The 25,235-nt window shown below is 75.7% G+C and carries 22 protein-coding genes; 6 read left to right on the top strand and 16 right to left on the bottom strand.

Annotated elements, in window-relative coordinates:
• Positions 1 to 45: 45 nt before the first annotated feature.
• Together ACIQVD_RS09475 and ACIQVD_RS09470 are read right to left on the bottom strand one after the other, a co-directional pair.
• The gene (locus ACIQVD_RS09475; protein WP_400679001.1) at positions 46 to 1,083 is read right to left on the bottom strand and encodes an NrtA/SsuA/CpmA family ABC transporter substrate-binding protein; all 1,038 of its coding nucleotides are present in this window, start codon (positions 1,081 to 1,083) and stop codon (positions 46 to 48) included.
• Positions 1,084 to 1,153: 70 nt separating this feature from the next.
• Entirely contained in the window at positions 1,154 to 2,164 is a 1,011-nt protein-coding gene (locus ACIQVD_RS09470; RefSeq protein ID WP_400679000.1) for an ABC transporter substrate-binding protein, read from the bottom strand.
• Between the two features lie 336 nt (positions 2,165 to 2,500).
• Here ACIQVD_RS09470 and ACIQVD_RS09465 point away from each other — a divergent pair, with 336 nt between their 5' ends.
• Entirely contained in the window at positions 2,501 to 3,271 is a 771-nt protein-coding gene (locus ACIQVD_RS09465) for an IclR family transcriptional regulator (protein ID WP_402287330.1), read from the top strand.
• A 102-nt stretch (positions 3,272 to 3,373) separates the two neighbouring features.
• Here ACIQVD_RS09465 and ACIQVD_RS09460 read toward each other — a convergent pair whose 3' ends face one another.
• The 5 genes from ACIQVD_RS09460 to ACIQVD_RS09440 all read right to left on the bottom strand — a co-directional run bounded on the left by ACIQVD_RS09460 (position 3,374) and on the right by ACIQVD_RS09440 (position 8,924).
• On the bottom strand, positions 3,374 to 4,060 hold the full coding sequence (locus ACIQVD_RS09460; RefSeq protein WP_400678998.1) for a winged helix-turn-helix domain-containing protein: 687 nt from the start codon (positions 4,058 to 4,060) through the stop codon (positions 3,374 to 3,376).
• A gap of 653 nt (positions 4,061 to 4,713) precedes the next feature.
• A complete protein-coding gene (locus ACIQVD_RS09455; protein ID WP_400678997.1) occupies positions 4,714 to 5,322 on the bottom strand; it encodes a GTP-binding protein in 609 nt (202 codons plus the stop codon).
• On the bottom strand, positions 5,303 to 5,824 hold the full coding sequence (locus ACIQVD_RS09450) for a DUF742 domain-containing protein (RefSeq protein WP_402287326.1): 522 nt from the start codon (positions 5,822 to 5,824) through the stop codon (positions 5,303 to 5,305). The genes ACIQVD_RS09455 and ACIQVD_RS09450 overlap by 20 nt, the downstream gene beginning before the upstream one ends.
• An 8-nt stretch (positions 5,825 to 5,832) precedes the next feature.
• Positions 5,833 to 6,252, bottom strand: coding sequence for a roadblock/LC7 domain-containing protein (locus ACIQVD_RS09445; protein WP_400678995.1), 420 nt, complete (start codon positions 6,250 to 6,252; stop codon positions 5,833 to 5,835).
• Positions 6,249 to 8,924: a nitrate- and nitrite sensing domain-containing protein gene (locus ACIQVD_RS09440; RefSeq protein WP_400678994.1), complete on the bottom strand. Its 2,676-nt coding sequence runs from the start codon at positions 8,922 to 8,924 to the stop codon at positions 6,249 to 6,251. Before ACIQVD_RS09440 ends, ACIQVD_RS09445 begins: the two co-directional genes overlap by 4 nt.
• 388 nt (positions 8,925 to 9,312) lie before the next feature.
• On the opposite strand from ACIQVD_RS09440, the gene ACIQVD_RS09435 reads away from it, so the two are divergent.
• Together ACIQVD_RS09435 and ACIQVD_RS09430 are read left to right on the top strand one after the other, a co-directional pair.
• Entirely contained in the window at positions 9,313 to 11,133 is a 1,821-nt protein-coding gene (locus tag ACIQVD_RS09435) for an AMP-dependent synthetase/ligase (RefSeq protein ID WP_400678992.1), read from the top strand.
• 151 nt (positions 11,134 to 11,284) lie between these two features.
• Complete coding sequence (locus ACIQVD_RS09430) at positions 11,285 to 12,400, top strand: polysaccharide deacetylase family protein (protein WP_400678990.1); 1,116 nt, start codon at positions 11,285 to 11,287, stop codon at positions 12,398 to 12,400.
• Positions 12,401 to 12,496: 96 nt separating this feature from the next.
• Here ACIQVD_RS09430 and ACIQVD_RS09425 read toward each other — a convergent pair whose 3' ends face one another.
• Both ACIQVD_RS09425 and ACIQVD_RS09420 read right to left on the bottom strand, forming a co-directional pair.
• A complete protein-coding gene (locus ACIQVD_RS09425) occupies positions 12,497 to 13,294 on the bottom strand; it encodes an SGNH/GDSL hydrolase family protein (RefSeq protein WP_400678988.1) in 798 nt (265 codons plus the stop codon).
• A 274-nt stretch (positions 13,295 to 13,568) separates the two neighbouring features.
• Positions 13,569 to 14,162, bottom strand: coding sequence for a hypothetical protein (locus ACIQVD_RS09420; protein WP_400678987.1), 594 nt, complete (start codon positions 14,160 to 14,162; stop codon positions 13,569 to 13,571).
• Positions 14,163 to 14,374: 212 nt separating this feature from the next.
• Here ACIQVD_RS09420 and ACIQVD_RS09415 point away from each other — a divergent pair, with 212 nt between their 5' ends.
• Together ACIQVD_RS09415 and ACIQVD_RS09410 are read left to right on the top strand one after the other, a co-directional pair.
• Entirely contained in the window at positions 14,375 to 15,547 is a 1,173-nt protein-coding gene (locus tag ACIQVD_RS09415) for an exonuclease SbcCD subunit D (RefSeq protein ID WP_400678985.1), read from the top strand.
• A gap of 31 nt (positions 15,548 to 15,578) precedes the next feature.
• Positions 15,579 to 18,617, top strand: a complete 3,039-nt coding sequence (locus ACIQVD_RS09410) for an AAA family ATPase (RefSeq protein ID WP_402287320.1) — start codon at positions 15,579 to 15,581, stop codon at positions 18,615 to 18,617.
• 33 nt (positions 18,618 to 18,650) lie between these two features.
• On the opposite strand, the gene ACIQVD_RS09405 is transcribed toward ACIQVD_RS09410, so the two are convergent.
• From ACIQVD_RS09405 to ACIQVD_RS09375, 7 genes are all read right to left on the bottom strand, one after another.
• Positions 18,651 to 18,836, bottom strand: a complete 186-nt coding sequence (locus tag ACIQVD_RS09405) for a hypothetical protein (protein ID WP_402287318.1) — start codon at positions 18,834 to 18,836, stop codon at positions 18,651 to 18,653.
• Positions 18,837 to 18,838: 2 nt separating this feature from the next.
• Positions 18,839 to 19,000 carry a hypothetical protein gene (locus tag ACIQVD_RS09400; protein ID WP_402287316.1) on the bottom strand — a complete coding sequence of 54 codons (162 nt, stop codon included), beginning with the start codon at positions 18,998 to 19,000 and terminating at the stop codon, positions 18,839 to 18,841.
• Entirely contained in the window at positions 18,987 to 19,829 is an 843-nt protein-coding gene (locus tag ACIQVD_RS09395) for an alpha/beta fold hydrolase (RefSeq protein ID WP_402287314.1), read from the bottom strand. Before ACIQVD_RS09395 ends, ACIQVD_RS09400 begins: the two co-directional genes overlap by 14 nt.
• Position 19,830: 1 nt before the next feature.
• Positions 19,831 to 20,136 (bottom strand): hypothetical protein, encoded by a 306-nt coding sequence (locus ACIQVD_RS09390; protein ID WP_402287755.1) that lies wholly within the window; start codon positions 20,134 to 20,136, stop codon positions 19,831 to 19,833.
• A gap of 76 nt (positions 20,137 to 20,212) precedes the next feature.
• Positions 20,213 to 20,635, bottom strand: coding sequence for a secondary thiamine-phosphate synthase enzyme YjbQ (locus tag ACIQVD_RS09385; protein ID WP_100839566.1), 423 nt, complete (start codon positions 20,633 to 20,635; stop codon positions 20,213 to 20,215).
• 238 nt (positions 20,636 to 20,873) lie between these two features.
• Positions 20,874 to 21,149 carry a hypothetical protein gene (locus ACIQVD_RS09380; RefSeq protein ID WP_100839567.1) on the bottom strand — a complete coding sequence of 92 codons (276 nt, stop codon included), beginning with the start codon at positions 21,147 to 21,149 and terminating at the stop codon, positions 20,874 to 20,876.
• 279 nt (positions 21,150 to 21,428) lie between these two features.
• Positions 21,429 to 22,331, bottom strand: coding sequence for a hypothetical protein (locus tag ACIQVD_RS09375; protein ID WP_400678979.1), 903 nt, complete (start codon positions 22,329 to 22,331; stop codon positions 21,429 to 21,431).
• Positions 22,332 to 22,931: 600 nt separating this feature from the next.
• Between ACIQVD_RS09375 and ACIQVD_RS09370 the strand changes: the two genes are divergently transcribed.
• Positions 22,932 to 25,112: a CDP-glycerol glycerophosphotransferase family protein gene (locus ACIQVD_RS09370; RefSeq protein ID WP_402287310.1), complete on the top strand. Its 2,181-nt coding sequence runs from the start codon at positions 22,932 to 22,934 to the stop codon at positions 25,110 to 25,112.
• Positions 25,113 to 25,235 lie beyond the last annotated feature (123 nt).

Raw genomic sequence — 25,235 nt, 5'->3', positions numbered from 1 at the left:
CTTCGGTGCCGCCGGTGGTGGCCCCGCCGGTGGTGGTGGCGGTGGTCACTTCCCGCTCCCGGCGAGGGAGTTGATGTCGATCAGGTAGGGCTTGACGTCCACCTGGGTCTTGGTGACGCCCTGGTCGGCGTAGAACTTGGCGACCACGTCGAAGCGGGCGGTGTCGGCGGCGGTGATCGGGGCGTCCACGGCGCGCTGCCTGCCGAAGTCGACCGCGATCGTCCGCTCGGCGGGGGTGACGGCGGTCGGCCCGGCGTCGGTGAAGACGTTGAGGTAGGCGGCCGGGTCGGCCTTCTCCTTGGCGCCGTTCTCGTGCAGGTAGTCGTAGAACGCCCGCACCACCTCGGGGTGCTTGTCGGCGAAGGCCGAACGCACCGCCCACACCGCGTAGTTGTCGCTGCCGACGGCCTTGCCGTCGACCAGGAAGTGCGCGTCGGCGTTGGCGATGGCGGGGATCGAGAAGGTGTTCCAGGTCGCCCAGGCGTCGACCTGCCCGGAGTTGAAGACGCCGGAGGTCTGGTCGGCCCGCAGGTAGACCCGCTCGACCTTGTCGGCCGGGATGCCGTTCTTCTCCAGTGCCTTGAGCAGCAGGTACTCGGAGGTGCCGCCCTGCGAGACGGCGACCTTCCGGCCGACCAGGTCCTTGACCTCCTTGATCGGCGAGCCGTTCTTCACCAGGATGCCCTCGCCGGCCTGGTCGGGCTCGGTCTGCGAGAACAGCTTGAAGCCGGGCTTCTGGGCGAGCGCGGCGACCGCCGAGGTGATCGAGCCCTGGGCGACGTCCAGCTGGTCGGCGTTCAGGGCCTGCGCGGCGGGGGCGAACGGGCCGGCGCTGCCGGTCCAGGTCACCTTGGCGTGCACGGCGGCCAGCGCCTTGTCCAGCGAGCCGTCCTGCTTCCCCTTGGCGAGGAAGCCGGAGTTGCCGGGGTCCGGCACTCTCAGCACCACCTCCGCGCCGCCCTTCCCGTCGGCCGAGGCCGCGGCGTTCTCGGCGGACGAGCCGCAGGCGGTCAGGGCGAGTGCGGCGACGGCGGTCAGGGCGGTGGCGGCGAGCAGGGAGCGGCGGCGGACGGGGGTGTGCATGGGTCTCTCCAACAGGGGGGTGCCGAGCGGGGGTCAGCGGGGGATCAGGAGGGCCGGAGGGGGCGGGCGGTCACGGCCGCCGCGCGAGCAGGTCGCGGGCGGCGGCCAGCGGGGCGGGGTCGGCCCAGGCGTGGACGTCGACCCGGTCGGCGAGGAAGCCGTGGGCGTGCAGGAACTCCTCCTGCCGGGCGAGCAGGTCGAGGCGGTCGGCGGACAGGTCGGGGTGCAGGGTGCGGTGGCCGCCCTCGGCGTACGCGCCGGCGACGCCCTCGGGACCGGCGCCGGTCTCGGCGCCGAGGATGCGGGCCACCTCGCCCGGCTGCCCGGCCGCCCAGTCGGCGGCCCGCAGCAGGACGGCCAAGAAGCGGGCCACCAGCTCGGGGTGCTCGTCCAGCAGTTGCTGGTGGACGGTGATCGGGCGCGGGGTGCCGTTGTTGACCCGGTGCCGGCGGTCCGGCAGCGCGTCCAACTCCACGGCGGGGACGGCCCCGTGGCGGCGGGCGGCCTCGACGGCGAGCGCGCCCTTCACGTACACGGCGTCCACCCGGCCGTCCGCCAGCGCGGCGAGTTCGGCCTCCCACTGGCCGCCGCCGGGGGCCGCCTCGACGTCGACCGGTTCGGCGTCGTCGAGGGTGAGCCCGGCCGAGGCGAGCGCCCCGTGGTGGCCGGCCAGCGCCATCGCCCGCCAGAAGTCGATGGCGATCGGGTGCCGGGGCAGGGCGAGCCGCCGTCCGCGCAGCTGCTCGGCGGAGGTGATGCCGCTGCCCTCCCGGACCAGGACGCTCTGCCGCTCCTCGATCCAGGTCAGGCCGATCAGCCTGGTCCGCTCGCCACGCGAACGCGCCCACAGCGCCGGGACGTTGCCGCCCTCGCGGAAGAGCCCGGCCAGCGCGTGGGTGTAGTGGTGGTCGGCGGCGACCTCCGGCGGGACGTCCTGGAGGGAGCGCACCGCGATGCCCTCGGCCGCGAACTCCTCGGCCAGCCAGCCCCGGTCGGCGGCGATGCCGGTGGCGGTCGGCACGGGGCAGCGGGTGAACCACAGGGTGTCGGGGTACGGCGGCGCGGCGGGGGACGTGCTCATGGCGGGGCTCCGGGGATCAGCGGGCGGCGCGCGCCGAGCCTTCCGCATGGTGGGAAGGCGGGCGCGGCGGGAAGAGGGCTTCGGGCGCGGTCAGCGACAACAGGAGGAGTGGCCCCGGTACGTCTTCACGGTGGACTCCTTCCTGTTCGGACCGGCTGGTGAGCTGAGCGTTCCACCCGGCCGGGGGTGGAATCAAGCCTTGCCAGATGATGGGATCACCTGTTCACGGAAGGCCGGACAGCCGCAATACTGCCGACACACTGCCGCAGTGATCACTCCCATATCCTGGTAAAAGCACGGAAGTTGACCCGACGAGCCGACCCACGAAGAGGTGCGATGCCCGGCCCCGGAACCCTCCCCGCCCCGCCGACCGGCGCCCAGGCGGTCCACCGGGCGCTGGGCCTGCTGCACTGCTTCCACGACAACGGGCCCGACCTGAGCGCCTCCGAACTCGCCCGCCGGATGGGCCTGTCCGTCTCCACCGCGCACCGCCTGGCCCGCACCCTGGTCGCCACCGGCTTCCTCGACCAGGACGAGCGCACCGCCCGCTACCGGCTCGGCCCGGCCGTCGCCGAACTCGGCCAACTCAGCTTCCACCAACGCGGACTGCACCTGGCCGGCCCCGAACTCACCGAGCTGGCCCGGCGCACCGGCGCCACCGCCGACCTCGCCATCCGCTCCGGCCCGCACGCCGTGATCCTGGTCGGCGGCTCCGTCCTGCCCTCCATCGGCCTCGGCCTGCGCCGCCCGCTGCACTCCACCGCGCTCGGCAAGGTGCTGCTCGCCTGGCCCTCCCCCGCCGAGACGCCGCTGCGCGGACCGCTGCCCGCCTACACGCCGCGCACCCTCACCGACCCGGCCGCCCTCGACGCCGAACTCGCCCGCACCCGCGAGCGCGGCTACGCCCTCAACGACGGCGAGTCCGCCACCGGCGTCCGCACCCTGGCCGTCCCCGTGCTCGACCGCGCCGGCACCGCCCGCTTCGCCCTCGCCGTCCGCTCCACCCCCGCCCACCTGCCCGACGAGGCGCTCCCCCGCACCCTCGCCCACGCCCACACCTGCGCCCGGGCCCTGGCGGTCCTCCTGCTCCCCCCGGACCAGCGCTGAACACGCGGCGAGGCCGTGGCCGGGACGACCTGTCGTCGTCCCGGCCACGGCCTCGCCGGTGGGTACCGCTCGCGCGCGTTCCCCCGTCGCGCGTCGCGCCCGCTACGCGGCCGGCGCGTACTTGTAGCCGACCCGGCGGACGGTGACGATCGTGTCGCGGTAGGCCGCGCCGAGCTTGCGGCGCAGGCGGGCGACGTGCACGTCGACGGTGCGGCCGTCACCGACGTGGCCGTAGCCCCAGACGGTGTGGACCAGCTGGTCGCGGGTGTGCACCCGGTGCGGGTGCTCGGTGAGGTGGGCGAGGAGCTCGAACTCGAGGTAGGTGAGGTCGAGCAGGGAGCCGTCGACGTACGCGTTGCGGCGGTCCAGGTCGACGGAGATGCCGCTGTCGGCGGGGCGGGTGAACGGGCGGGCCGCGGGGGCCTCGGCGACCGCGGCGGTGGTGGCGGCGGCGCTCTGGCTCTCCGCGGGCACCAGCACCAGGTAGCCCACCAGCGGGGAGTTGGCCGCGCCGAGCTGCGCCAGCAGCGCCTGCGGCAGGACGGACTGCGGGAGGGCGGCGACCACGGCCGCGCCGTCCTGGAGCCCGGCCAGCAGGCTCTCCGGCGCGGGGGCCGGGGCGACGGACACCGGGGCGGGGGCGACGGCCGCGCCCACCGACCGCGGCGGGATCGGCCGCCGGTGCTCGGTCACGGTGGTGGCGGGGGCGAGGTTGGGGAGGGCGCGGACCGCGCGCAGGTGCGGAGTCGAGGTGGTGGCGGCGGTGGCGGTGGCGGTGGCGTACGACATGTGAGGGCTCTTTCGCGCGTGACGGTCGGGGGGTGGTCGTCGTCTGCGCTTCCGGCGCACGGGGGTTGACGGTGGGTCAGGTCCGGGGCCGGGAGGCGCGGGGTGCGCGCCGACAGGTCTGGTCGAAGTGGTGGTTCCGGCGCGAGGGCCAGAACGGTTCGAGGAGGGTGCGAAGGTGCACGGCTGCTCTCCGGAGCGCGGCAGGGGGTCGTCGGGACGCACGGAACCGCCACTCCCCGGCGTCGAGCGGGGAGGAGTGGCGGTGCGTCAGCGACAGCAGGTGCTGTAGATCCGGCCGTGGTCGATGTACCGGCGGACGGTGAGCACGGGGAGTGCGGCGAGGCGGACCGAGACGGTCATGGCGCTGCTCCTCCCCCGAAATGGTGTCGGGCCCGCGGCGGAACGGCGGCGGGCACGGGTACGAGACTTCCACGCCCGGTGCCCGGAAGGCAACCCACTGCACCACCCCATCCGCAGACCGAGACGGAAACCGTCCACCATCCGGACGCCACCGCGCTGACCTGCACGGACGTCAGAAGTCTTCAGTGGCAGTGCAACGGACACACGACAGCCCCACGACAGCCCCACGACGGCCGCGTCACGGGCGCGCCACGACGGTGCCGCGGCGGTGCTGCGGGCGCGCCCCGGCGGTGCTACAGCCGCACCCCGGCACGGGCCGCCGCGTGCTCGACCAGCCGGATCAGCAGCTCCTTGCCGTCCTCGCGCCGCCGGGCGTCGCACAGCAGCACCGGCACCCCGGCCGGCAGGTCGAGCGCGGCGCGGACGTCCTCGGGGGCGTAGACCTCGGTGCCCTCGAAGCAGTTGACGGCGACCACGAACGGGATGCCGCGCTGCTCGAAGTAGTCGACCGAGGGGAAGGAGTCGGCCAGCCGCCGGGTGTCGGCGAGGACGACCGCGCCGAGGGCGCCGCGGGCCAGCTCGTCCCAGACGAACCAGAACCTGTCCTGGCCGGGGGTGCCGAACAGGTAGAGGGCCAGGCCGGGCCGGAGGTCGATCCGGCCGAAGTCCATGGCGACGGTGGTGGTGCGCTTGGCCTCCACCCCGGCGGTGTCGTCGACCGGCCGGCCGACCTCGCTGAGCAGCTCCTCGGTGCGCAGCGGGCGGATCTCGCTGACCGCGCCCACCAGGGTGGTCTTGCCCGCGCCGAAGCCGCCGGCGATCAGGATCTTGACCGCGTCGGCGCCCCAGGGGGCTTTGCGGGCGGCGGGGGACGACGGGGCGTCAGAGTGCACGGAGGCCATTGATCACGTCTCGCAGCAGGCGCTCGTCCGGTTGTTGGGCGAGCTGGACGGGTCGGGTGACGCTGATCAGGTCGGCGTCGTGGAGGTCCCCGAGCAGGACCCGGACCACGCTCACCGGCAGGTCGGTGTAGGACCCCAGCTCGGCGACGCTCAGCGGCTCGTCGCGGCAGAGTTCGAGGATCGCGTGGTGTTCCGGGTCGAGCGTGAGGTCGGGCGTGAGCTCGGGCCGGGCGCCGCCGGGGCCGGGGTCCGGCCCGGCGGCGGTGACCAGCGAGATCAGGTCGAACAGGCCGTCGTCGACCGGGCGGGCGCGCCCCCTGGTCATGGAGAAGAGCCGGACCACCGGTCCGGCCTCGTCGTCGAACCAGCGGTCGTCCACCGGGGTGCGGGGGGCGAACAGGTCGGCCGGTCCTTCGCCGGCCGCCTGCCCGTCCGCGGTCGCACCGCTGAGGTCGGCCGGGGCGGGGGCCCCGGTCGGCTCGGTCGGCTCGGGCTCGCTCATCGAATCGGTCATCTCCCGGGCGGCGTGGTGTCGGTCCTCGGCTCGGCGGCCAGGTGCTCGCCGACGCGCTTGACCAACAGTGCCATCTCGTAGGCGATCTGGCCCACATCGGACTCGGCGTCGCTGAGCACGGCCAGGCAGCTGCCGTCGCCGGCGGCGGTGATGAACAGGAAGGCGTCGTCCAGCTCGACCATGGTCTGCCGGACGCCGCCGACCCGGAAGTGCCGTCCGGCGCCCTTGGCGAGGCTGTGGAAGCCCGCGGCGACCGCCGCGAGGTGTTCGGCGTCCTCCCGGTCCAGGCCGCTGGAGACGCCGGTGGCCAGGCCGTCGCTGGACAGGATCACCGCATGCCGAAGGGTCGCCACCCGGCCGACCAGGTCGTTGAGGAGCCAGTCGAGGTCCCCGGACGGCGGTGTTGTTGCGGTCATGATTCGGTTCCTTCTGCTGGTGCGGGCGGTGCGGTCGGCGTCGGGTGCGCCGGCGGGACGGAGCGGGCGGGGGCGGCGGGCAGCGCGTGCGGCACCGGTGCGGACGGCAGCGCGATCCGGAGCCGGGGCGGCTGTCCGGGCCCCGGGGGGCGGAGCGGCGCGGGCCGCTCGGGGGTGCGGGCGCCGTCGGGGGACTCCGGCTCGGAGCGCACCACGGTGAGCGAGGCGGGCTGGAGCCGGTCGCCGCGGCCGCGGGCGAAGCCGCGCTGGAAGGAGGCGAACGCGGAGCGGGCCTCCTCGGGGTCGCGCTCGCGGGCCGGTTCGGCGGCCTCCGGTTCGGCGCCGGGCCGCAGTTGCGGGGCCAGGCTGGCCTGCCGGACCCGCTTGGGCAGCAGCCCGCCGGCCACCGGGGTGAGCGCCGGTCCGGCGGCCGGTCCGGCGGCCGGTCCGGCGGCGGTGGCGGTGGAGGCGGCGGCGGGCAGCGCGGGCCGCTCGCCGTCCTCCTCGGGGCGGCGGTGGCGCCCGGTGCCCCCGGCGGCGGCCTGCGGGGCCGCGGCGGCGGCCCGGCGGCGGGGCAGCCCGCCGGGGGTGCGGGACGGCTCGGCCTCGGACGGGCGGGGCCCGCCGAGCGCGGCGGCGGGCGCGGCGTGCGCGCCCTGGCCGCGGGCCGGGACGGCGACCGCGGTGGAGGCGGCGGCCGGGGCGGGCGGGCGGCGGTGGGTGCCGGTGTCCTCGGCGCCCTGCCGGGGTGCGTCGGGGGCGGTCTCGACGGTCTCGGCGAGCAGTTCGCGCGGGATCAGCACGACCGCGGAGGTGCCGCCGTAGGGGCTGGGCCGCAGGTGCACCCGGATGCCGTGCCGGCGGGCCAGCCGGGAGACCACGAACAGGCCGAGCCGGTCGGTGTCGGCGAGGTCGAACTCCTGCTCCACGGACAGGCGTTGGTTGATCTCCTCAAGGTGCTGCTCGCCCAGGCCGAGGCCGCGGTCGTCGATCTCCAGGCAGAAGCCGTGCGCGACCACCTCGCCCTGGACGGTGACCTGGGTCTGCGGCGGCGAGAACACGGTGGCGTTCTCGACGAGTTCGGCGACCAGGTGGGTGACGTCGGCGACCGCGGAGCCGAGCAGGCCGGTGCCGGGGAACGGGCGCACCTGCACCCGGGCGTAGTCCTCGACCTCGCCGACGGCGGCGCGCACCACGTCGACCATCCGGACCGGCTTGCGCCAGGCGCGGCCGGGCGAGCCGCCGGAGAGGATGATCAGGCCCTCGGCGTGGCGGCGCATGCGGGTGGTGAGGTGGTCGAGCCGGAACAGGTCCTCCAGTTCGCGCGGGTCCTCGGTGCGGCGCTCCATGGTGTCGAGCAGGGTGAGCTGGCGGTGCAGCAGCACCTGGGAGCGGCGGGCCAGGTTGACGAAGACGGCGGAGACGCCGCGGCGCAGTTCGGCCTGTTCGACGGCGGCCTCGACGGCGACCCGCTGGACTTCGTTGAAGGCCCGGCCGACCTGGCCGATCTCCCCCGCGCCGAACTCCAGTTGGGGCACCTCGGTGACCACGTCGACGGCCTCGCCGCGGCGCAGCCGGAGCATCACGGAGGGCAGCCGGGTGGCGGACAGGTCGGCGGCGGCGTTGCGCAGGCCGACGAGTTCGCGCACCAGGCGGCGGCCGGTGCGGTAGGAGATGACGATCGACAGGACGACCGCGGTGAGGCCGATCAGGCCGGCCGTGCCGCCGCGCACCAGGGCGTCGATCGCGCTGTCGCGGGCCCGGTCGCCGAGTTCCTTGGCCAGCCGGGAGTTGATCGCGTCGATGTCGGTGAGGACCTTGTCGGCGGGGTCGCCCCAGGAGTCGGTGGGGCCGCCGCGCACCTCCAGGGCCCGGTCGGCGGCCTTGTCGAAGCCGGTCTCGGCGGCGGTGAGCCAGCTCCAGTTCCAGCCCAGGCGCAGCGCGTTGTACGCCTGCCGGTCCTGGTCGTCGAGTTCGGCGATGTAGATCCGGAACAGCGCCTGCTGGGCGTTCATGGCGTCCAGGGCGACCTGCTGCTTGCGCGGGTCCTGGGCGTCGGCCAGGGTGGCGGCCCGCAGGGCGCGCATCGCGGCGGTCTCCTGGGAGAGGTACTCGCCGGCCCGGGAGAGCTCGACCAGGATGGTGCCCTGGCGGGGCAGCGAGCCGGTCTGCTTGGCGATGAAGGAGGAGCGGAACGCGAAGACCGGGTTGATCAGGTCGCTGTAGTCCTTGAGCGCGCCGTCCCAGCTCTGCCGGGACTGGGCGATCTGGTTGCGGATCGCGCCGAGCTGGTCGGCGACCGCGAGCACGTCCTGGTAGCGGGCGCGCTGGTCGGCGTCGAGCTTGCCGGCGTCGTGGCTGGTGCCCTGGTAGCGCAGCAGTTGGAGGTCGCGGTCGGTGGTGGTGCGGGCCTTGTCGTAGGCGGCGGCGTAGCCGGCGTTCGCGGGGGCGGCCAGCCGCAGCACGGCGGCGGCGCGTTCCTGCTGGAGGTCGTAGGCGTACCGGTCGGCGGGGTCGCCGAAGGCGGTGTAGGTGGAGCCGAGGTCGATCTGGCTCCACACGTCGCCGGTGGTGACGAGCGTGGCGTACACCCACAGGCCGCTGAGCGCCGCGATGGGCACCAGGAGCAGCGCGACGATCCTCGCGCGGATCGAGCTGCGGCGCAGGCGCATACGGGTCCTTAGTGGTCCTCGGGCGGGAAGGTTGTCGGACGCGGGCGGGCGGGGGCGGGTGCGCGCGGGCAGGGGTGGGTGCGGGCGGGTTCGAGAGCCGCGAGCCTACTACTTCCTGACCGCCCGTTCGTAGGGTGGAAGTGCATCGTGATCGGCTGTTGTCCGGATCGTCCTTTAATTTCCCCGCCGGGGTCTGGCATGGCCCCGACCTGCGGGGCTTCCTCCGGTGCGGGGCGTCGCCGGACGGTGACTCTGGGCAGCGCCGCGCCGATCGGGTAGCTTCGCCGGTACCGCGGTCCGGCCCTCGGCCGGCCGGGCGGACCGGGCCGTGCGGGCCGGGTCCGGGTGGGTGGTTCGGGGCGGGATCGGGGCGGGATCGGGGGGTACCGTGCGAGAGTTCAGCAGCCCCGCGCTGGGCGGCGGGCCGGCCGGCGGGCTGGCCGACTCGGTGTTCGACCGGGCCGAGCGGGAGCCGCGGCTGTCGCTGATGTCGCGGCTGGTGGACGGCGTCTGGACGCCGGTGACGGCGGCCGGGTTCCGCGACGAGGTGCTGGCGCTGGCCAAGGGCCTGCTGACCCGGGGGGTGCGCTACGGCGACCGGGTCGCGGTGATGTCGGCGACCCGCTGGGAGTGGACGCTGTTCGACTACGCGCTCTGGTCGGTGGGGGCGATCCCGGTGCCGGTGTACCCGACGGCCTCGGCCGACCAGGTCCGCTGGATCCTGGCGGAGACCTCGGCGGTGGCCTGCGTGGTGGAGGACGAGGACCAGGCGATGACGGTCGGCGCGGTGTGCGACGCGCTGCCGGAGCTGACCGGCATCTGGCAGCTGGACCGCGGCTGCGTGGCCCAGTTGGCGGCGGACGGCGCGGGCGTGCCGGACGCGCTGGTGCACCGTCAGCGGCTGGGGGTGACGGCGGACTCGCTGGCCAGCGTCATCTACACCTCGGGCACCACCGGCCGCCCCAAGGGCTGCCTGCTGACCCACGGCAACTTCGCGGCGGTGGCGGACGCCCTGCTGGCGGGCTGGGACGAGGTGTTCCGCGACACCGACGGCGGGCAGCCGGCCACCCTGCTGTTCCTGCCGCTGGCGCACGTGTTCGGGCGGCTGACCCAGGTGGCGGCGGTGCGCGGCGGGATCCGGATCGGCCACCACGCGAAGCTGGCCTCGGACAGCCTGCTGCCGGCCCTGGCCGCGTTCCGGCCGACCTTCCTGCACGCGGTGCCGTACGTCTTCGAGAAGATCCACCGACGGGCCCGGGAGGCCGCCGAGGCGGCGGGCCGGCTGGAGCTGTTCGAGCAGGCCGAGCGGGTGGCCGTCGAGTGGGCGGCGGCCTGGGAGCGCCGGGCGCACCGCACCGGCCCGGGCCCCTCGCCGGCGCTGCGGGTGCGGCACGCCGCGTACGAGCGGCTGGTGTACCAGCGGGTGCGGGAGGTGCTGGGCGGCCGGGTGCGGGCGGTGATGACCGGCGGGTCGATGCTGGGCCGGGAGCTGGGGCTGTTCTTCGCGGGCGCGGGCATGACGGTGTACGAGGGCTACGGGCTGACCGAGTCGTCCGCGCCGGTGACCGCGAACCCGCCGCGGCGGCCGAAGTTCGGCACGGTGGGGCGTCCGCTGCCGGGTTCGACGGTGGCGATCGCCGAGGACGGCGAGGTGTGGGTGAAGGGCCCGGGCGTGTTCTCCGGGTACCTCAACCACCCGCGCTGCTCGGACGAGGCGCTGTGCCGGGGCTGGCTGGCCACCGGGGACCTGGGGGTGCTGGACGAGGACGGCTACCTGACGCTGACCGGCCGCAAGAAGGAGGTGATCGTCACCTCCAGCGGCAAGAACCTGGCCCCGGCGGTGCTGGAGGAGCGGGTGCGGGCGCACCCGCTGATCGCGCAGTGCCTGATCGTGGGCGACGACCGGCCGTACCTGGCGGCGCTGATCACGCTGGACGCGGTGGCGCTGGCGCACTGGCTGCGGGCGCGCGGACGGCCGCCGCTGGAGACGTGGCAGGCGCTCACCGACCCGGAGCTGCACCAGGAGGTGCAGCGGGCGGTGGGGGCGGCGAACACCACGGTGTCGCGGGCCGAGTCGATCCGGGCGTTCCGGCTGCTGCCGCGCGAGTTCTCCCTGGAGGAGGGGCTGTTGACGCCCTCGTTGAAGATCCGCCGGGCGGCGGTGGCAGAGCGGTACGCGGCGGACATCGAGGAGCTCTACGCCGGTTGACCGATCTCGGCGGCCGGTCGGCGGGTTCCGCTTGACCGCCGGGATTGGTCCAGTCCATTGTGTGCACCGGCCTGGTACGGCAGGACCCCCACCCGATCCCCGCCCCTCCGGGGTTCACCCCTCCGCCCGTCCCCCACACTGGAGTTGACCCGTGCTCAGTTCCGCCCGTCGCCGTCTCGCGGCGCTCGCCGCCACCGCCGCGCTGGCCTCCGCCGCCACCGTCCCGGCCGCGCACGCGGACGCCCCGGCCCCCGCGCCGAACCTGGCCACCAACCCCGGCTTCGAGATCCCCACCCTGCCGCTGGCCGACTGGGGCTCGGTCCCCGGCTGGCACTGCGCGCCCGGCGAGGGCGCGCTCACCACCGCCGCCCGCACCGGCACCGCCGCCCTGGTGATCACCCCCGCCGCCGGCGACTCCACCGGCCAGTGCACCCAGACCCTGGCGGTGCGCCCGAACACCTCCTACACGTACCGCGCCTGGGTGCACGGCTCGTACGCCTTCCTCGGCGCCACCGGCACCGGCCACGACGTCGCCCCGGCCTGGACGGCGTCCACCGGGGACGGCTGGCAGCGGCTGTCGACCGGCTTCACCACCGGCCCGGCCACCACCTCGGTGCAGCTGTACGTGCACGGCTGGTACGGCCAGGGCCCGGTCGCGGTGGACGACGTGGCGGTCACCGGCGACCGCCCGGCGCCCGCGCCCGCCACCTGGAACGTGCCGACCGACGACGAGGTCGTCTTCCTGACCGTCGACGACGGCTGGACCCGCACCCCGGAGGCGGCCCGGCTGATCGCCGACCGCGCGCTGCCGGTGACCGCCTTCCCGCTGCCGATGCCGGAGGGCTTCGAGCCGGACTACTTCCGCCGGGTCACCGCCGCGCCCGGCTCCTCGATCCAGGACCACGGCGTCTCGCACCGCGACCTGACCACGCTCTCCCCGGCCGAGCAGCAGGCCGAGATCTGCGACGCCCGGGACGCGGTCACCGCGCGCTACGGCACCGTCCCGACGGTCTTCCGGCCGCCCTACTTCGCCTTCGACGACGACACCCTCCAGGCCGCCGCCAACTGCGGCATGGCGCACGTGCTGACCGCGACCGCCGACTTCACCTCGGGCGCCGCGAACGTCTACCACGGCGGCCCGCTCCAGCCCGGCGACGTGATCATCATGCACTTCACCGACACCCTGGCCGACGACCTCCGGCGCGCGCTGGACGCGGCAGGGCAGGCCGGTCTGCGGCCCGCCGCGCTCGGCGACCACCTGCGCTGAGCGCCGCCCCGGGAACGCCGGTGGCCGGGCTCCTTCCACGAGCCCGGCCACCGGTCGTCCGTCCCCCCGGACGGGCTGCCGCCTACCGCCGGTGCGTCAGGCCGCGGCGCTGAACGACGGCAGGTAGCCGCCGGCCTGGCCGCTCGCGTTCGGGTGGTAGCTGTCGCTGATCGGCAGCGCGGTGCTGTTCAGCCACTGGGTCGAGGAGCCGCAGATCTCGTGCTCGGCGAAGACCGTCCGGACGTCCTTGAAGGTGAACCCGGCGTTCGCCGCCTGCTTGGCGATGACCGTGTCCAGGGTGTCCGCCGCGCCGTTGATCGCGGTCCGCTTGGTGTCCGAGATCCCGAGGATGCAGCTGCCGGGCACCTTGTACAGGTGCGGGTAGCCCAGCACCACGACCTTCGCGTTGGGCGCCTTCGACTTGATCTGCCCGTACAGGTTGGTGAGCTTGCCCGGCAGGGTGTTGGTGGCGTAGCTCTTGGCCGTGTTGACGGCGCTCAGGCAGGAGCTCTCGCTGTTCAGCACGCAGGTCTGCATGGTGGAGGCGAAGCCCGCGTCGTTGCCGCCGATGGTGATCGAGACCAGGGTGGTCGAGGTGTTCAGGACGCCCAGTTGGTTGGCGATCACGTCGTCGGTCCTGGCCCCCGAACAGGCCACGAACGAGAACGAGGTGGGCGCGTGCGCGGCGTTCCACAGGTACGGGTACGCCTTGGTGCTGCGGCTGCAACTGCCGCTCTCGCTGGTGTAGCTGCCGGAGCCGACGCCGGCCGAGTAGGAGTCGCCGAGCGCGGCGTAGCGCACGCCGGCGGCGTTCGCCTCGGTGGCGGCGGCGAGGGTGGTGAGGGACAGGGCCGCCGCGGTGAGGGCGACGGAAACGGCACGGACGCGAGACATCTGATCCTCCATGAGTGACGCAGGCCACACATTGGATACCAGTCGGTAGGTCCGGGGGGAAGCGCTCATGCCAAAGAAGTTGACGAACGTTCACGGAATGCCGCCCCAACGGGGAGCTACGCGCGCAGACCCACCCCTGACCTGGGCTGCGGAAATACCATCAGCGGGTGATCGCACCATCGGAAAGGGTGCTTGACGTCCGGTCGGACCGCCGGACCCGCCCGGCGGGGGACGACCGGGGAGCGGCCGGGGAACGGCGGGGGCGCGGCGGGGCTCAGCGCAGTCGGCAGCCCGCGGCCGGCAGCTCCTCGATCGTCTCGTCCGCCCGCACCGGCACCCCCCACCGGGCGGCGGCCGCCGCCACCGCCGCCCGCGCCTGCCGCAGCCCCGGCAGACCCCAGCCGAGCAGCTCCACCGCGAGGCCCGGCGCCACCAGCAGCCGCCGGTAGTGCCGCCCCGACGCCGGGTCGGGCGCCGAGGGCCCCGCCCCCAGCAGCGCCGCCGCCATCCGCACCCGCGCGCACTCGTGCCCGCCGTTGGCCGACCCCACCCGGTCGTACAGGTAGCCGAGGTAGACCGGCCCGCCGATCAGCGCCTGCGCCTCCTCCGCCGCCTCCCGGGCCAGCGCCCGCCCCGGGTCCCCCGCGTCCTCCGGCTCCAGCGAGCCGCCCGGCAGGCTGACCACCCCGTCGCGCGGGTTCACCAGCGTCAGCACCCGCCCGTCCGGCGCGAACAGCCACCCCCAGGACTGCTTCACCGGCAGCCCGGCCGGCACCGCCTCCGCCGGCCGCCACGGCCACCCCGCGTTCGGCCGGCGCCGCACCCGCCCGAGCAGTTCGGAGATCTCCGGGCTGTACTCGATGCCCATCCCACTCCCTCCGCTCTCCCGGTAGGCCCGCGGCACCACCTGATGATCTTCCCCGAACACCCGACCGATGAACAGTCCCGGCCGCCACCCGGGTCACCGCCCGCACCGCCGCGCGCCCGGAGCGCTGTCCGCCACCTGTGATACTCGTACTCGGCCGGACCGGACCACCGAATCGACGAGGAGTGACGGGACATGCTGCGGGGAGCGTCGGCGTGAGACTGCTGCACACCTCGGACTGGCACCTGGGGCGGTCCTTCCACCGGGAGAGCCTGCACGAGGCCCAGCGGGTGTTCCTGGAGCACCTGGTGGCGACCGCGGCGGCCGAGCGGGTGGACGCGGTGCTGGTCGCGGGGGACGTCTACGACCGGGCGCTGCCCGGGCTGGAGGCGGTGGCGCTCTTCGACGAGGTGCTGTGGCGACTGGCCGAGCTGGGCGTGCCGACGGTGTTCATCTCCGGCAACCACGACTCGGCCCGGCGGCTGGGCGTCGCGTCCCGGCTGATCGACCGGGCCGGCATCCACCTGCGCACCGACCCCGGCGCGCTGGCCGAGCCGGTGCTGCTCGCCGACGCGCACGGGCCGGTGGCGGTCTACGGGCTGCCCTACCTGGAGCCCGCCCTGGTGCGCGAACGGCTGGGGCTGGCCCGGGGCGGCCACGAGCAGGTGCTGGCCGCGGCGATGGACCGGGTCCGCGCCGACCTGGCCGCCCGCCCCGCGGGCACCCGCGCGGTGGTCCTGGCGCACGCCTTCGTCACCGGCGGCGCGGCCAGCGACAGCGAGCGCGACATCGCGGTCGGCGGGGTGGAGTCCGTCCCCGCCGCGGTGTTCGACGGCGTGCACTACGCGGCGCTCGGCCACCTGCACGGCTGCCAGACCCTCGCCCCGCACCTGCGCTACTCCGGCTCCCCGCTGGCGTACTCCTTCTCCGAGACGGCGCACGAGAAGTCGATGTGGCTGGTCGAGCTGGACGCGGCGGGCGCCGTCGAGGCCCGCCGGGTGCCCTGCCCGGTGCCGCGCCGCCTCGCCCGGCTGCGGGGCCGGCTGGACGAGCTGCTGGCCGCCGAGACGTACGCGTACGCCGTCGACCGCTGGGTGCAGGCCACCCTGACCGACCCGGTCCGCCCGGCCGACGCGATGGAGCGGCTGCGGGCCCGCTTCCCGCACACCCTGCAACTGCTCTTCGAACCGGAGGGCGGCGAGCGGGCCGCCCGGACCTCTTACGCGCAGCGGGTGCGCGGGCGCACCGACCAGGAGGTGGTGGAGGGCTTCGTCGCCCACGTCCGCCCCGGCCGGGAGCTGGACGGCGACGAGCAGTCCTGGCTGCTGGAGGGCCTGGAGTCGGTGCGCCGCGCGGCGGCCGGCCGGGCCGAGGAGAGCGCCCGATGACGCCCCGCCCCCTCCGCTTGGAGCACACCCGATGAGGCTGCACCGGCTCACCGTCACCGCCTTCGGCCCGTTCGCGGGCACCGAGCGGATCGACTTCGACCTGCTCTCCGCCGCCGGCCTGTTCCTGCTGCGCGGCGCCACCGGCGCGGGCAAGAGCAGCGTGCTGGACGCGGTCTGCTACGCGCTGTACGGCGAACTGCCCGGCACCCGCCGGAGCAACGGGGTGCGCAGCGACCACGCCGCACCGGGCGTGCGCACCGAGGTGGTGCTGGAGGCGACGCTCGGCGGGCGGCGGCTGGAGATCACCCGCAGCCCCGAGCAGTGGCGGCCCAAGAAGCGCGGCACCGGCCTGACCCCGGAGAAGGCGCAGACCCTGCTGCGCGAGTGGGCCGCCGACGCCGGGGCGGGCGAGCCGGGCTGGGTCGCGGTCAGCCGCTCGCACCAGGAGGCCGGCGAGGAGCTGACCCGGCTGCTGGGCATGAGCCGGGAGCAGTTCTGCCAGGTCGTGCTGCTCCCGCAGGGCGACTTCGCGCGCTTCCTGCGGGCCGACTCCAAGCAGCGCGCCGACCTGCTGGGCCGGCTCTTCGACACCGGCCGGTTCGAGCAACTGGAGCGCTGGACGGCCGAGTTGCGGCTGCGCCACGAACGCGAGGTGCAGGGCGGGCGGCAGCGGCTGCACGCCCTGGCCGCCCGCGCCGAGGAGGCCGCCGGGCCGCTGGCCGGGCCCGGCTGGGACACCGCCGCGCACCGCCCCGGCGAGGACGCCCCGGTCGGCGAGGTGCTGGCCTGGGCGGCGATGCTCCGCGTCACCGCCGCCGAGCGGGCCGAGTCCGCCGCGCTGCGGCTGGCCGCCGCCGAGGCCGGACGGGCCGCGGCCCGCACCCGGCTGGAGCGGCAGAACGCCCTGGCCGAACGGCAGTCGCGGCACCGGCTGGCCCAGCGGGAACGCCTGCGGCTCACCGACCTGGCCGCCCGCTCGGCCCCCGAACGGGCCCGGCTGGAGGCCGCGCTGGCCGCCGAGGCCCCGGCCCCGCTGCGCGCCCCGCACCGCGCCGCGCTGGCCGCACTGGAGCGCGCCGAGGCCGAGGAGGCCGCCCGCCGCGCCGAGCTGGCCGCCCGCGCCTCCGCCGCCGGCTGGTCCGGCCCGCTCGGCACCGTCGACGAACTGCGCGCCGCCGAAGGGGTGCTGCGCGCCGAGGTGGGCCGACTGGAGGCCGCCGGGGCCGACGAGACCCGCTACCGCGCGCTGCTCGCCGAGCGCGCCGAACTGACCCGCCGACGGGACGGCGCGGACGACCTCGCGGCCGACTCCCGCCGCTGGCTGGACGACTTCGAGAACCGGCACGAACGCCTCCAGCAGGACCGCGAGGCGGCCCGCGAGGCCCGCGCCGGGCTCGACCAGCTCGACGCCCGGCACCAGGAGCTGACCGAGCAGCGGAAGTCCGCCGACCGGCACCTGCGGCTGCTGGCGGACCGCACCGGAGCCGAGGACCGGGTCCGCGCCCTGACCGACGCCGCCCAGGCCGCCCGGCAGCGCACCCTCGACCTCCAGGAACGCCGACTCACCGGCATGGCCGCCGAGTTGGCCGCCGCCCTGGCCCCCGGCGCCCCCTGCCGGGTCTGCGGCTCGCCCGCGCACCCGGCCCCCGCCGAGCCCTCCGCCGACCAGGTCACCGCCGGGGACGAGCGCCGCGCCCGCGCCGCCCAGCACGCCGCCGAGGACGAACTCGCCGCCGCCGCCCGGCACCTGAGCGCCCTGACCGCGGCGGCCGCCGCCGCCGAGGCCGCCGCCGGCGGCCACACCGTGGACGAACTCACCTCCGGCATCCACGCGTTGACCAGCCGCCGGAACGCGCTCCTGCACGCGGCGGAACGCTGGCTGCCGCTCGGCCAGCAGCTCGAACGACTCGAGCGGGACGGCGCGGCCCACCGCGAACAGCTCCGCCAGGCCGGCGAGCAGAGCGCCCGCCTGACCGGCCAACTCGGCGCGCTGGCCGCCGAACTCGCCACCCTGGAGGAACGGCTCGCCACCGTCCGCGGGGACGCCCCGTCGGTGGCCGCCCGCACCGCCGCCGTCACCGCGCTGTCCACCGCCACCACCGCCCTGCTGGACGCCACCCGGGCCACCGCCGCCGCCCGCGCCCACCGCGACGAGAGCACCGAGGCGCTGCGCCGCGCCGCCCGCGCCGCGGGCTTCGCCGACCTGGCCGCGCTGGACGCCGCCGTCCTGCCCCCGTACGAACTCGACGTGCTGCGCGGGAAGTTCAAGCAGCTCGATGCCGACCTCGAACTCGCCGCAGCCCAGCTCGCCGACCCCGCCCTGCGCGCCGCCGCCGAACTCCCGCCCGCCGACGCCGAACCCGCCCGGGCCGCCGCCGCCCGCGCCGACGAACTCCTCGCCCGCGCGCACTCCGCCCACGACCAGGCCCGCCGCCGGGTCGCCGACCTGGCCCGGATCGGCCGCGAACTGGCCGCGCTGGCCACCGAACTCGCCCCCGTCCTGGACGCCCACGCCCGGATCAGCCGGCTCTCCGCCCTGCTGGCCGGCGCCCCCGCCGAGAACGCCCTGCGGATGCGCCTGGAGTCCTACGTGCTGGCCGCCCGGCTGGAGCAGGTCGCCGCCGCCGCCAGCCGGCGCCTGCTCCGGATGTCCGGCGGCCGCTACACCCTGGTCCACAGCGACGGCCTGGTCTCCGGCAACCGCCGCTCCGGCCTCTCCCTGCACGTGGTCGACGCCTGGACCGGCCGCGAGCGCGACACCGCCACCCTCTCCGGCGGCGAGTCCTTCTTCGCCTCCCTGGCCCTCGCCCTGGGCCTCGCCGACGTCGTCACCGACGAGGCCGGCGGCATGCCCCTGGACACCCTCTTCATCGACGAGGGCTTCGGCACCCTCGACGAGAACGCCCTCGAAGAGGTCATGGACGTCCTCGACTCCCTCCGCGAACGCGACCGCGCCGTCGGCATCGTCAGCCACGTCGCCGACCTCCGCACCCGCATCCCCGCCCAACTCCTGGTCCGCAAGCACCGCACCGGCTCGACCGTCCACCACACCACCCGCGAGAACGCCTGACCCCGCCCGGACGCCGCGCCCGGAGCAGCCCGCTCAGCCGGTCCAGCCGGTCCAGCCGGTCCAGCCGTTGGCATGCGCGAAGCCGCCCTCGACGACGGCGCGGTCGGCGGGGACGAAGGCGCAGGTGCCGCCGTCGCTCCGGCTCGGGCCTGAGCGGGTGCGCTCGATCACGAACGCGGCGGCTCTGGCGCGCCCGAGGCCGTCCCAGCCCTCCTCCACGGTCAGTCGCAGGCGGGTGGCGAGGGGTTCGGGGGCACCCGCAGGCCGGCGATCACCCGGCAGGTACCGAGCGCGTGCTCCAGCAGGCTCTGCCGGAAGGCCGGATCGCGCTTGCCGCCCCGGTGGGCGGGCGCCTCCTCCCAGTCCGGTTCAGGCCCCGGCACCTGGATCGTTCCCGTGCCGCCGCCCTCCTTCCGCCAGGAAGTCGGCCGCCAGCCGGTCCCAACTCCGTACGTCGGCGAGGGTGTCCGCGACGTGCAGGCGGGCGTTCGGGAGGTGGGCGGCGAGGGTGCGGGCGGTGGTGAGGGGGTGGAGCGGGTCGGTGTCCCAGGCGAGCAGGAGGGTGGGGTGGGGGAGGGCGCGCAGGGTCTCGGGGATGGGGAGGTCGGAGGCGGCGGCGGCGCGCAGGGCGGCCGGGAGGAGGGGTTCGGCGAGGTCGAACTCGGTGGTGTACTGCGGGGCTTGGGCGAGGACGGCGGGCGGGCCGGAGAGTTTCGCGGCGGCGTCCAGCGCGCCCCGGCCGCGCCGCTCGACCAGGGTGGCGGCGGCCCGCAGCCCGCTGCGCCGGGGCTCCCGGGCCGCCCAGGCGACGGCGGGGACGGCCAGCACCAGGCGGTCGAAGCGCTCGGGGCGGGCGAGCGCGGCCCACAGCACGGTGGCCGTGCCCATCGAGGCGCCGAAGCCGGTGACGGGCGCGTCGGGCGAGAGGTGGTCGCAGAGCGCCAGCAGGTCGTCCGCGAGCACGGGGTAGTGGTAGTCGGCGGGGACGGCCCGGCCGGTGGATTCGCCGTGGCCGCGCGCGTCGTACCGGGCCAGCCGGTGCGTCGCGGTGACGGCCGTCCAGTCGAACAGCCCGGCGCGCCGTTCGTGCGCCCGGCTGGAGAGCGCCCCGTGCGCGTGCACGGCGAGCGGGCCGTGGCGGGGGCCGGTGGTGGAGTAGGCGAGGGTGGCGTGCGGCCGCGCCAGCCGCCCCGCGCCGGGGGCCGGCGTCACGTCAGCCGGAGCAGGCGGCGCGCTGGGCCTGCTGCCAGGTGCAGACGGGGCACAGCGGGCTGCCGGACGCGTCGGCCGGGTACTCGGTCGGCTCGCCGCACAGCACGCACGCGGCCCGCTCCCCCGCACCGCCCGGGCGCAGTCCGCGCAGCGCCTGCCCGGGGTCGGCGGACACCTCGCAGACCCGGTCCTCCGGCTGCTGCGACGGCTCCCGGGACTGCTGCCGTGAGGACTGCTGCTGTGAGGACTGCGGCGACGGCTGCGGCGAGGACGACGGCTGCCGCCGGTCCGCTGCGGGTTCTCCCATGCGTCCAAGGGTACGGCCCCGCCCGGCCGGGCCCCCGCCCCACCCGGCGGGCCCGGCTGTCGGGAGCGGGCGGGGGTCAGCCGAGGAAGGAGAGCCGGAGCTTGCGCTGCGGGTTGTCGCGGTTGGTGTCGATCAGGACGACGGACTGCCAGGTGCCCAGCGCCATCCGGCCGCCGATCACGGGCAGCGTGGCGTGCGGGGCGACCAGGCCGGGCAGGACGTGGTCGCGGCCGTGGCCCGGGCTGCCGTGCCGGTGCTCCCAGCGGTCGTCCGGGGGGAGCAGTTCGCGCAGCACGGCGAGCAGGTCGTCGTCGCTGCCGGAACCGGTCTCGATCACGGCGATGCCCGCGGTGGCGTGCGGGACGAAGACGTTGAGCAGTCCGTCGCGGCCGTCCGCGACTTCTCTGAGGAAGGCGTGGCAGCGGTCGGTGACGTCGAGGGCGACCTCGTCCCGGCCGGTGGCGACGTCGAGGGTCTGGGTGTGGAAGGTGTCGGACATGGGGCCATCCTGGCCGATCTTGGTGCGGACCCCGTAGGGGCGCCGGCCGAACGCCACCCGACCGCCAGGGGCCCGCCAGGGCGCGCCAGTGCACCGCCACCGCGCGCCGGGCCGGTCCGGCCACCGGGCCGGACCGCGCCCGGGGACGCCGAAGGCCCGACGGACTCCCCGTCCGTCGGGTCGTGGCAGCGGGCGGCCCGTCGACCGGTCCGGGCGCTCGCGCGTCCGGACCGCCGGGTCAGCCCCGGCTGCCGAAGAGGCTCCGCTTGAGGCGGCGCAGCGGGGCCATCAGGGAGACCCGGGCGCTGCGGCGCGGCGAGGCGGCGGCCGCGGGGGCGCTGGGCCCGCGCGGCGTCAGTTCCCTTATCAGGCCGAGCGCTTCCGCCGTGTCCACCACCGGGAGCGCGGGCGCGCCGAGGACGGACAGGTGTCGGTCGATCCGGCGGCCGGTCGTGCCGACACCGCACTGGATCGCGGGCACCCGGGGCCGCGGCCGCACTTGCATCTGTTCCATCTGTTTCCCACCCCTACGAGGCGCCAGGGCCGTGAGGCGAAGACTATCCGGCTACGACGGCCTTCACACAACCGTCCTGGTGTTCCGCCACCGTACCGTGCGAACGGAACTGACGCTTCACCAGGGGCCGGTGGTCTCGGTCACGACTGCGCATCGGTTGATGGTGCACCATCCAAGCCCTGAGCGGGCGTCAGGCCCTGCGGCGGCCCGGGGCGTTGCCGGGGCGTGCCGGGGCGTGGTGGGTGCGCCGGGCGCGCGGACGGCCGCTCCGGCCCCGGGTCAGCGCAGTTCGGCCTCCTCGACCTCCCCGAACTCCTCCCGCTCGCGCCGCGGTCCGGCGCCGGGCGGCGGGTCGATCAGGGCGGAGACGCCGTAGCCGCACAGGCCGAGGCCGAGCAGCGCGGTGAGGACCAGCACGGCGATCCAGCCGCCGGGCTGGTGCCAGGAGACCCGGGCGCCGTAGCGGACCAGGCCGGTCAGCCCGAGCAGTCCGGTGAGCACCATGGCGGCCATCCCGCCGCGGACCCGGCGCAGGTCGCACTCGCGGGAGGCCGCCGCCAGACCGGCGCCGAAGGCGAGGGTCCAGGCGCCGAGGGCGCGCACGTCGATCGGGCGGGCGGTCCAGGGCCAGTGCGCGGCGAGCCGGTCGGGGCGCAGCACGAGGACGAGGCCGAGCAGGGCGAGCAGGGCGCCCGCGCCGACCATCGGGGCGGCCACCCACCAGGGCAGCCGGGGGGTGCGGGCGGGGGCCGGGCCGGGGGTGCGCAGCTGGGCGACGAGGGCGGCCAGGCCGGCCGGCGGGGCGGCGAGGTGGACGGCGAGCCAGCCCCAGGCGGCCAGGAAGCCGAGCAGCGGGCCGCCGTCCAGGTGGAGGTCGCGGCGGCCGGCCAGGGTGGTGGCGAGCATCAGCAGCATCAGCAGGCAGCCGGCGGCGGTGGCCACCCGGACCTCGGCCCAGCAGCGGGCCCGGGTGGCAAGGGCCAGCATGGCGGCGGCGCCGCCGTGGGCGGAGCCGAGCAGGACGGCGGTGACGGGCGACATCGTCCAGGCGAACAGGTCGCCGGTGGCGCCGGCGGCGGGCCACAGGACCAGGAAGGCCCAGCCGGCGGCGAGGGCGAGCGGACCGAGCAGGAGGGCCTTGAGGAGCGGGCTGGCCGGTCGTACGGGCGGTGTGGCGGCCATCCTCGGTGTACCCCCCACTTGTGAGACGTGGCGTCAATATAGGAGCGGCCCGCGGGCCGGGCAATGCTCCGCACACGGCGTCCCCGCGCGCAGGACATCCTGTGTTCAGAAATTGAACACATACGAGGGATTGACGTGGCCGAAACCTCCAAGCAATATCTGTATCGACACGGGATAGCGGGGAACACCCACCCATCCCCGGTCGGGTGATTTCGAGTATGAACGAATCACCCGACCATCCCGTTATGCTTCCGACACCACGGTGAGTCACTGTCAGGCCGTCTCGACGCTGCGGCGGCCCGGCTCCCCTGTGGTGGACGGACCGGCGGTCGACCGTTGAGGGTCGGTCGGATCGCCAACCGGGCTGCCGGTGCCGCCGCTGGTACGGCGCGGCACCGGCGGTCGCGTTTCCCCGCCGTCCGCGACACCCCGGTCACCCCGACCACCTGCGCCCGGGGTGCCGCGGCCCGGCGCGGAGCGCCACCGGCCCGGGCCCGCAGCCGCCCCGCTCCCAGGGAGCGCCCAGTCCCGCTCGGTAGAGTGTCCGTACCGGGCGACCCGCCGGCAGCCACCCTCCTTCCCTTCGCGGAGTGAACGCACGTGCCACCTCTGCTCAGCATCGTCCTGCCCGTTCACGGCGTGGAACGCTTCCTGCCGCAGTGCCTGGACTCGCTCCGGGCCGACGGCGCCGCCCCCGGCGAGGTCGAGCTGATCGCGGTGGACGACCGCTCCCCCGACGGCTGCGGCGCGCTGCTCGACGCGCACGCCGCCGGCGACCCGCGGATGCGGGTGCTGCACCTGGCCGAGAACCGGGGCCTGGGCGGCGCCCGCACCGCCGGCCTGGCCGAGGCCACCGGCACCTACGTCTGGTTCGTCGACAGCGACGACTGGCTGCCCGAGGGCAGCATCGACGCCGTCCTCGGCGAACTGCGCGCCGAGACGGCCCGCGAGCTGCCCGCCGACGTGCTGCTCACCGACTTCACCCACGTCTACCCCGACGGCGGCCGGGAGCCGAACCCCTGGCGCAAGGTGCTGGCCGGCTCCCCGCTGGTCTCCGGCTGCACCGCCGCCGAGCACCCGGCGCTGTTCAACGCGGTGCTCGCGGTGTGGAACAAGGTGATGCGCCGGGAGTACCTGCTCGGCCTGGACGTGCGCTTCGGCCGCGGCCACTACGAGGACATCTCGGTCACCTACCCGCTGCTGCTCGCCGCCGACCGGCTGCTCTACCTCGACCGCCCCTGCTACAACTACCGGCGCGGGCGCCCCGGCGCGATCACCGCCACCGCCTCCCCCAAGCACGCCGACGCCTTCGCCCAGTACGACGCGATCTTCGCCTTCCTGGACCGGAACGAGCGCGCGGACGCCCTGCGCACCCTGGTCTTCGACCGCACCGTCAAGCAGGCGCTCACCGTCTACGACACCCCCGGCCTGGTGCCCGCCGAGCTGCGCGCCGAGTTCTTCGCCCGGATCACCGACCACTTCGCCAGGCACCGCCCGGCCGGCTACCGCTACCCGTCCGGCGTGCGCGGCGTCCAGTACCGGCTGGCCGCCCGCGGCTCCCGGCGCGCCTACGCCGAGCTGCGCCGCGGCGGCCGGCTGCCCGGCGCGGTCAAGCGCGGCACCCGGTCGGTGGCGCCCGGGGTGAAGAAGGTGGTCCGCAGCGGGGCCCGGTTCACCGCGTACAACGCGTTCAAGCGGCTGCCGATCGACGAGAACCTGGCGGTGTACGCGGCGTACTGGCACCGCGGGTACGCCTGCAACCCGGCGGCGATCTACGCCAAGGCCAGGGAGCTGGCCCCGCAGGTGCACGGGGTGTGGGTGGTGGAGAACGCCGAGCGGGCCGCCACGCTGCCCGCCGGGGTGCCGTACGTGATCGTCAACACCCCCGCCTACCTGAAGGCGATGGCCACCGCCAAGTACTTCGTCAACAACGTGAACTTCCCGCACACCATGACCAAGCGGACCGGCACCGTGCACGTGCAGACCCAGCACGGCACGCCGCTGAAGGCGATGGGCATGGACCTGGTGGACCGGCCGCTGGCGGCCGACGGGATGGACTTCGACCGGCTGCGCGAGGTGGTCGGGCGCTGGGACTACCTGGTCTCGCCCAACCCGCACACCAGCAGGCACTTCGCCCGCGCCTTCCCCGGCACCTACCAGATCCTGGACACCGGCTACCCGCGCAACGACCGGCTCGCCCTGGCCACCCCCGAGCAGTGCGTCGACGCCCGCCGCGCGCTGGGCATCGCCGACGGGCAGCGCACCGTGCTGTACGCGCCGACCCACCGCGAGTCCCGCGGCGGCTACCTGCCGCTGCTCGACCTGCCCGCGCTGGCCGAACGGCTCGGCCCCGGCTGGACGGTGCTGGTGCGCACCCACTACTTCCACGACGGCGGCGCGGGCGACCTGACCACCGGCCCCGGCGCGGCGACCCTGCTGGACGCCTCCGACCACCCGTCGGTGGAGGACCTCTACCTGGCCGCGGACGTCCTGGTCACCGACTACTCCTCGATGATGTTCGACTACGCGGTGCTGGACCGGCCGATCGCCGTGTACGCCCCCGACTGGGAGGAGTACCAGGAGGTCCGCGGCGTCTACTTCGACCTGATGAAGGAGCCGCCCGGCGCGGTCACCACCGACCAGGAGGCGCTCACCGGGGCGCTGCTGGCCGGCGACCCGGAGCCGGAGGCCCGGCGGCGCTTCCGCGAGCGGTTCTGCCCGTGGGACGACGGCCGGGCCGCCGAGCGGGTGGTCAGCCGGATCTTCCCGCTCCGGTCCTGACCGCCCGCCCCGCGCGCGCCGCGCACCCCGCCGTCTCGCCGTCCCGCCGTCTCACCATGCGGGACGGCGGGTGACCGACAGGCGGTCGTGACGAGGATCGCAGCGCCACCGCCGCACGGAATG

It is taken from the genome of Kitasatospora sp. NPDC090308, from assembly GCF_044769485.1.
Taxonomy (GTDB): domain Bacteria; phylum Actinomycetota; class Actinomycetes; order Streptomycetales; family Streptomycetaceae; genus Kitasatospora; species Kitasatospora fiedleri.
Note: the sequence above shows the minus strand (reverse complement) of the source record. Positions and strands in the feature narration are given on the sequence as shown.

What these genes read in the sequence shown, in the direction of transcription:
- ACIQVD_RS09460 (WP_400678998.1), bottom strand. Translation starts at nt 4,060, where the DNA reads ATGTCGTACGCCACCGCCACCGCCACCGCCGCCACCACCTCGACTCCG.
- ACIQVD_RS09410 (WP_402287320.1), top strand. Translation starts at nt 15,579, where the DNA reads ATGAGGCTGCACCGGCTCACCGTCACCGCCTTCGGCCCGTTCGCGGGC.
- ACIQVD_RS09475 (WP_400679001.1), bottom strand. Translation starts at nt 1,083, where the DNA reads ATGCACACCCCCGTCCGCCGCCGCTCCCTGCTCGCCGCCACCGCCCTG.
- ACIQVD_RS09390 (WP_402287755.1), bottom strand. Translation starts at nt 20,136, where the DNA reads ATGGGAGAACCCGCAGCGGACCGGCGGCAGCCGTCGTCCTCGCCGCAG.
- ACIQVD_RS09440 (WP_400678994.1), bottom strand. Translation starts at nt 8,924, where the DNA reads ATGCGCCTGCGCCGCAGCTCGATCCGCGCGAGGATCGTCGCGCTGCTC.
- ACIQVD_RS09470 (WP_400679000.1), bottom strand. Translation starts at nt 2,164, where the DNA reads ATGAGCACGTCCCCCGCCGCGCCGCCGTACCCCGACACCCTGTGGTTC.
- ACIQVD_RS09465 (WP_402287330.1), top strand. Translation starts at nt 2,501, where the DNA reads ATGCCCGGCCCCGGAACCCTCCCCGCCCCGCCGACCGGCGCCCAGGCG.
- ACIQVD_RS09455 (WP_400678997.1), bottom strand. Translation starts at nt 5,322, where the DNA reads ATGGCCTCCGTGCACTCTGACGCCCCGTCGTCCCCCGCCGCCCGCAAA.
- ACIQVD_RS09425 (WP_400678988.1), bottom strand. Translation starts at nt 13,294, where the DNA reads ATGTCTCGCGTCCGTGCCGTTTCCGTCGCCCTCACCGCGGCGGCCCTG.
- ACIQVD_RS09450 (WP_402287326.1), bottom strand. Translation starts at nt 5,824, where the DNA reads ATGAGCGAGCCCGAGCCGACCGAGCCGACCGGGGCCCCCGCCCCGGCC.
- ACIQVD_RS09380 (WP_100839567.1), bottom strand. Translation starts at nt 21,149, where the DNA reads ATGGAACAGATGCAAGTGCGGCCGCGGCCCCGGGTGCCCGCGATCCAG.
- ACIQVD_RS09375 (WP_400678979.1), bottom strand. Translation starts at nt 22,331, where the DNA reads ATGGCCGCCACACCGCCCGTACGACCGGCCAGCCCGCTCCTCAAGGCC.
- ACIQVD_RS09420 (WP_400678987.1), bottom strand. Translation starts at nt 14,162, where the DNA reads ATGGGCATCGAGTACAGCCCGGAGATCTCCGAACTGCTCGGGCGGGTG.
- ACIQVD_RS09385 (WP_100839566.1), bottom strand. Translation starts at nt 20,635, where the DNA reads ATGTCCGACACCTTCCACACCCAGACCCTCGACGTCGCCACCGGCCGG.
- ACIQVD_RS09445 (WP_400678995.1), bottom strand. Translation starts at nt 6,252, where the DNA reads ATGACCGCAACAACACCGCCGTCCGGGGACCTCGACTGGCTCCTCAAC.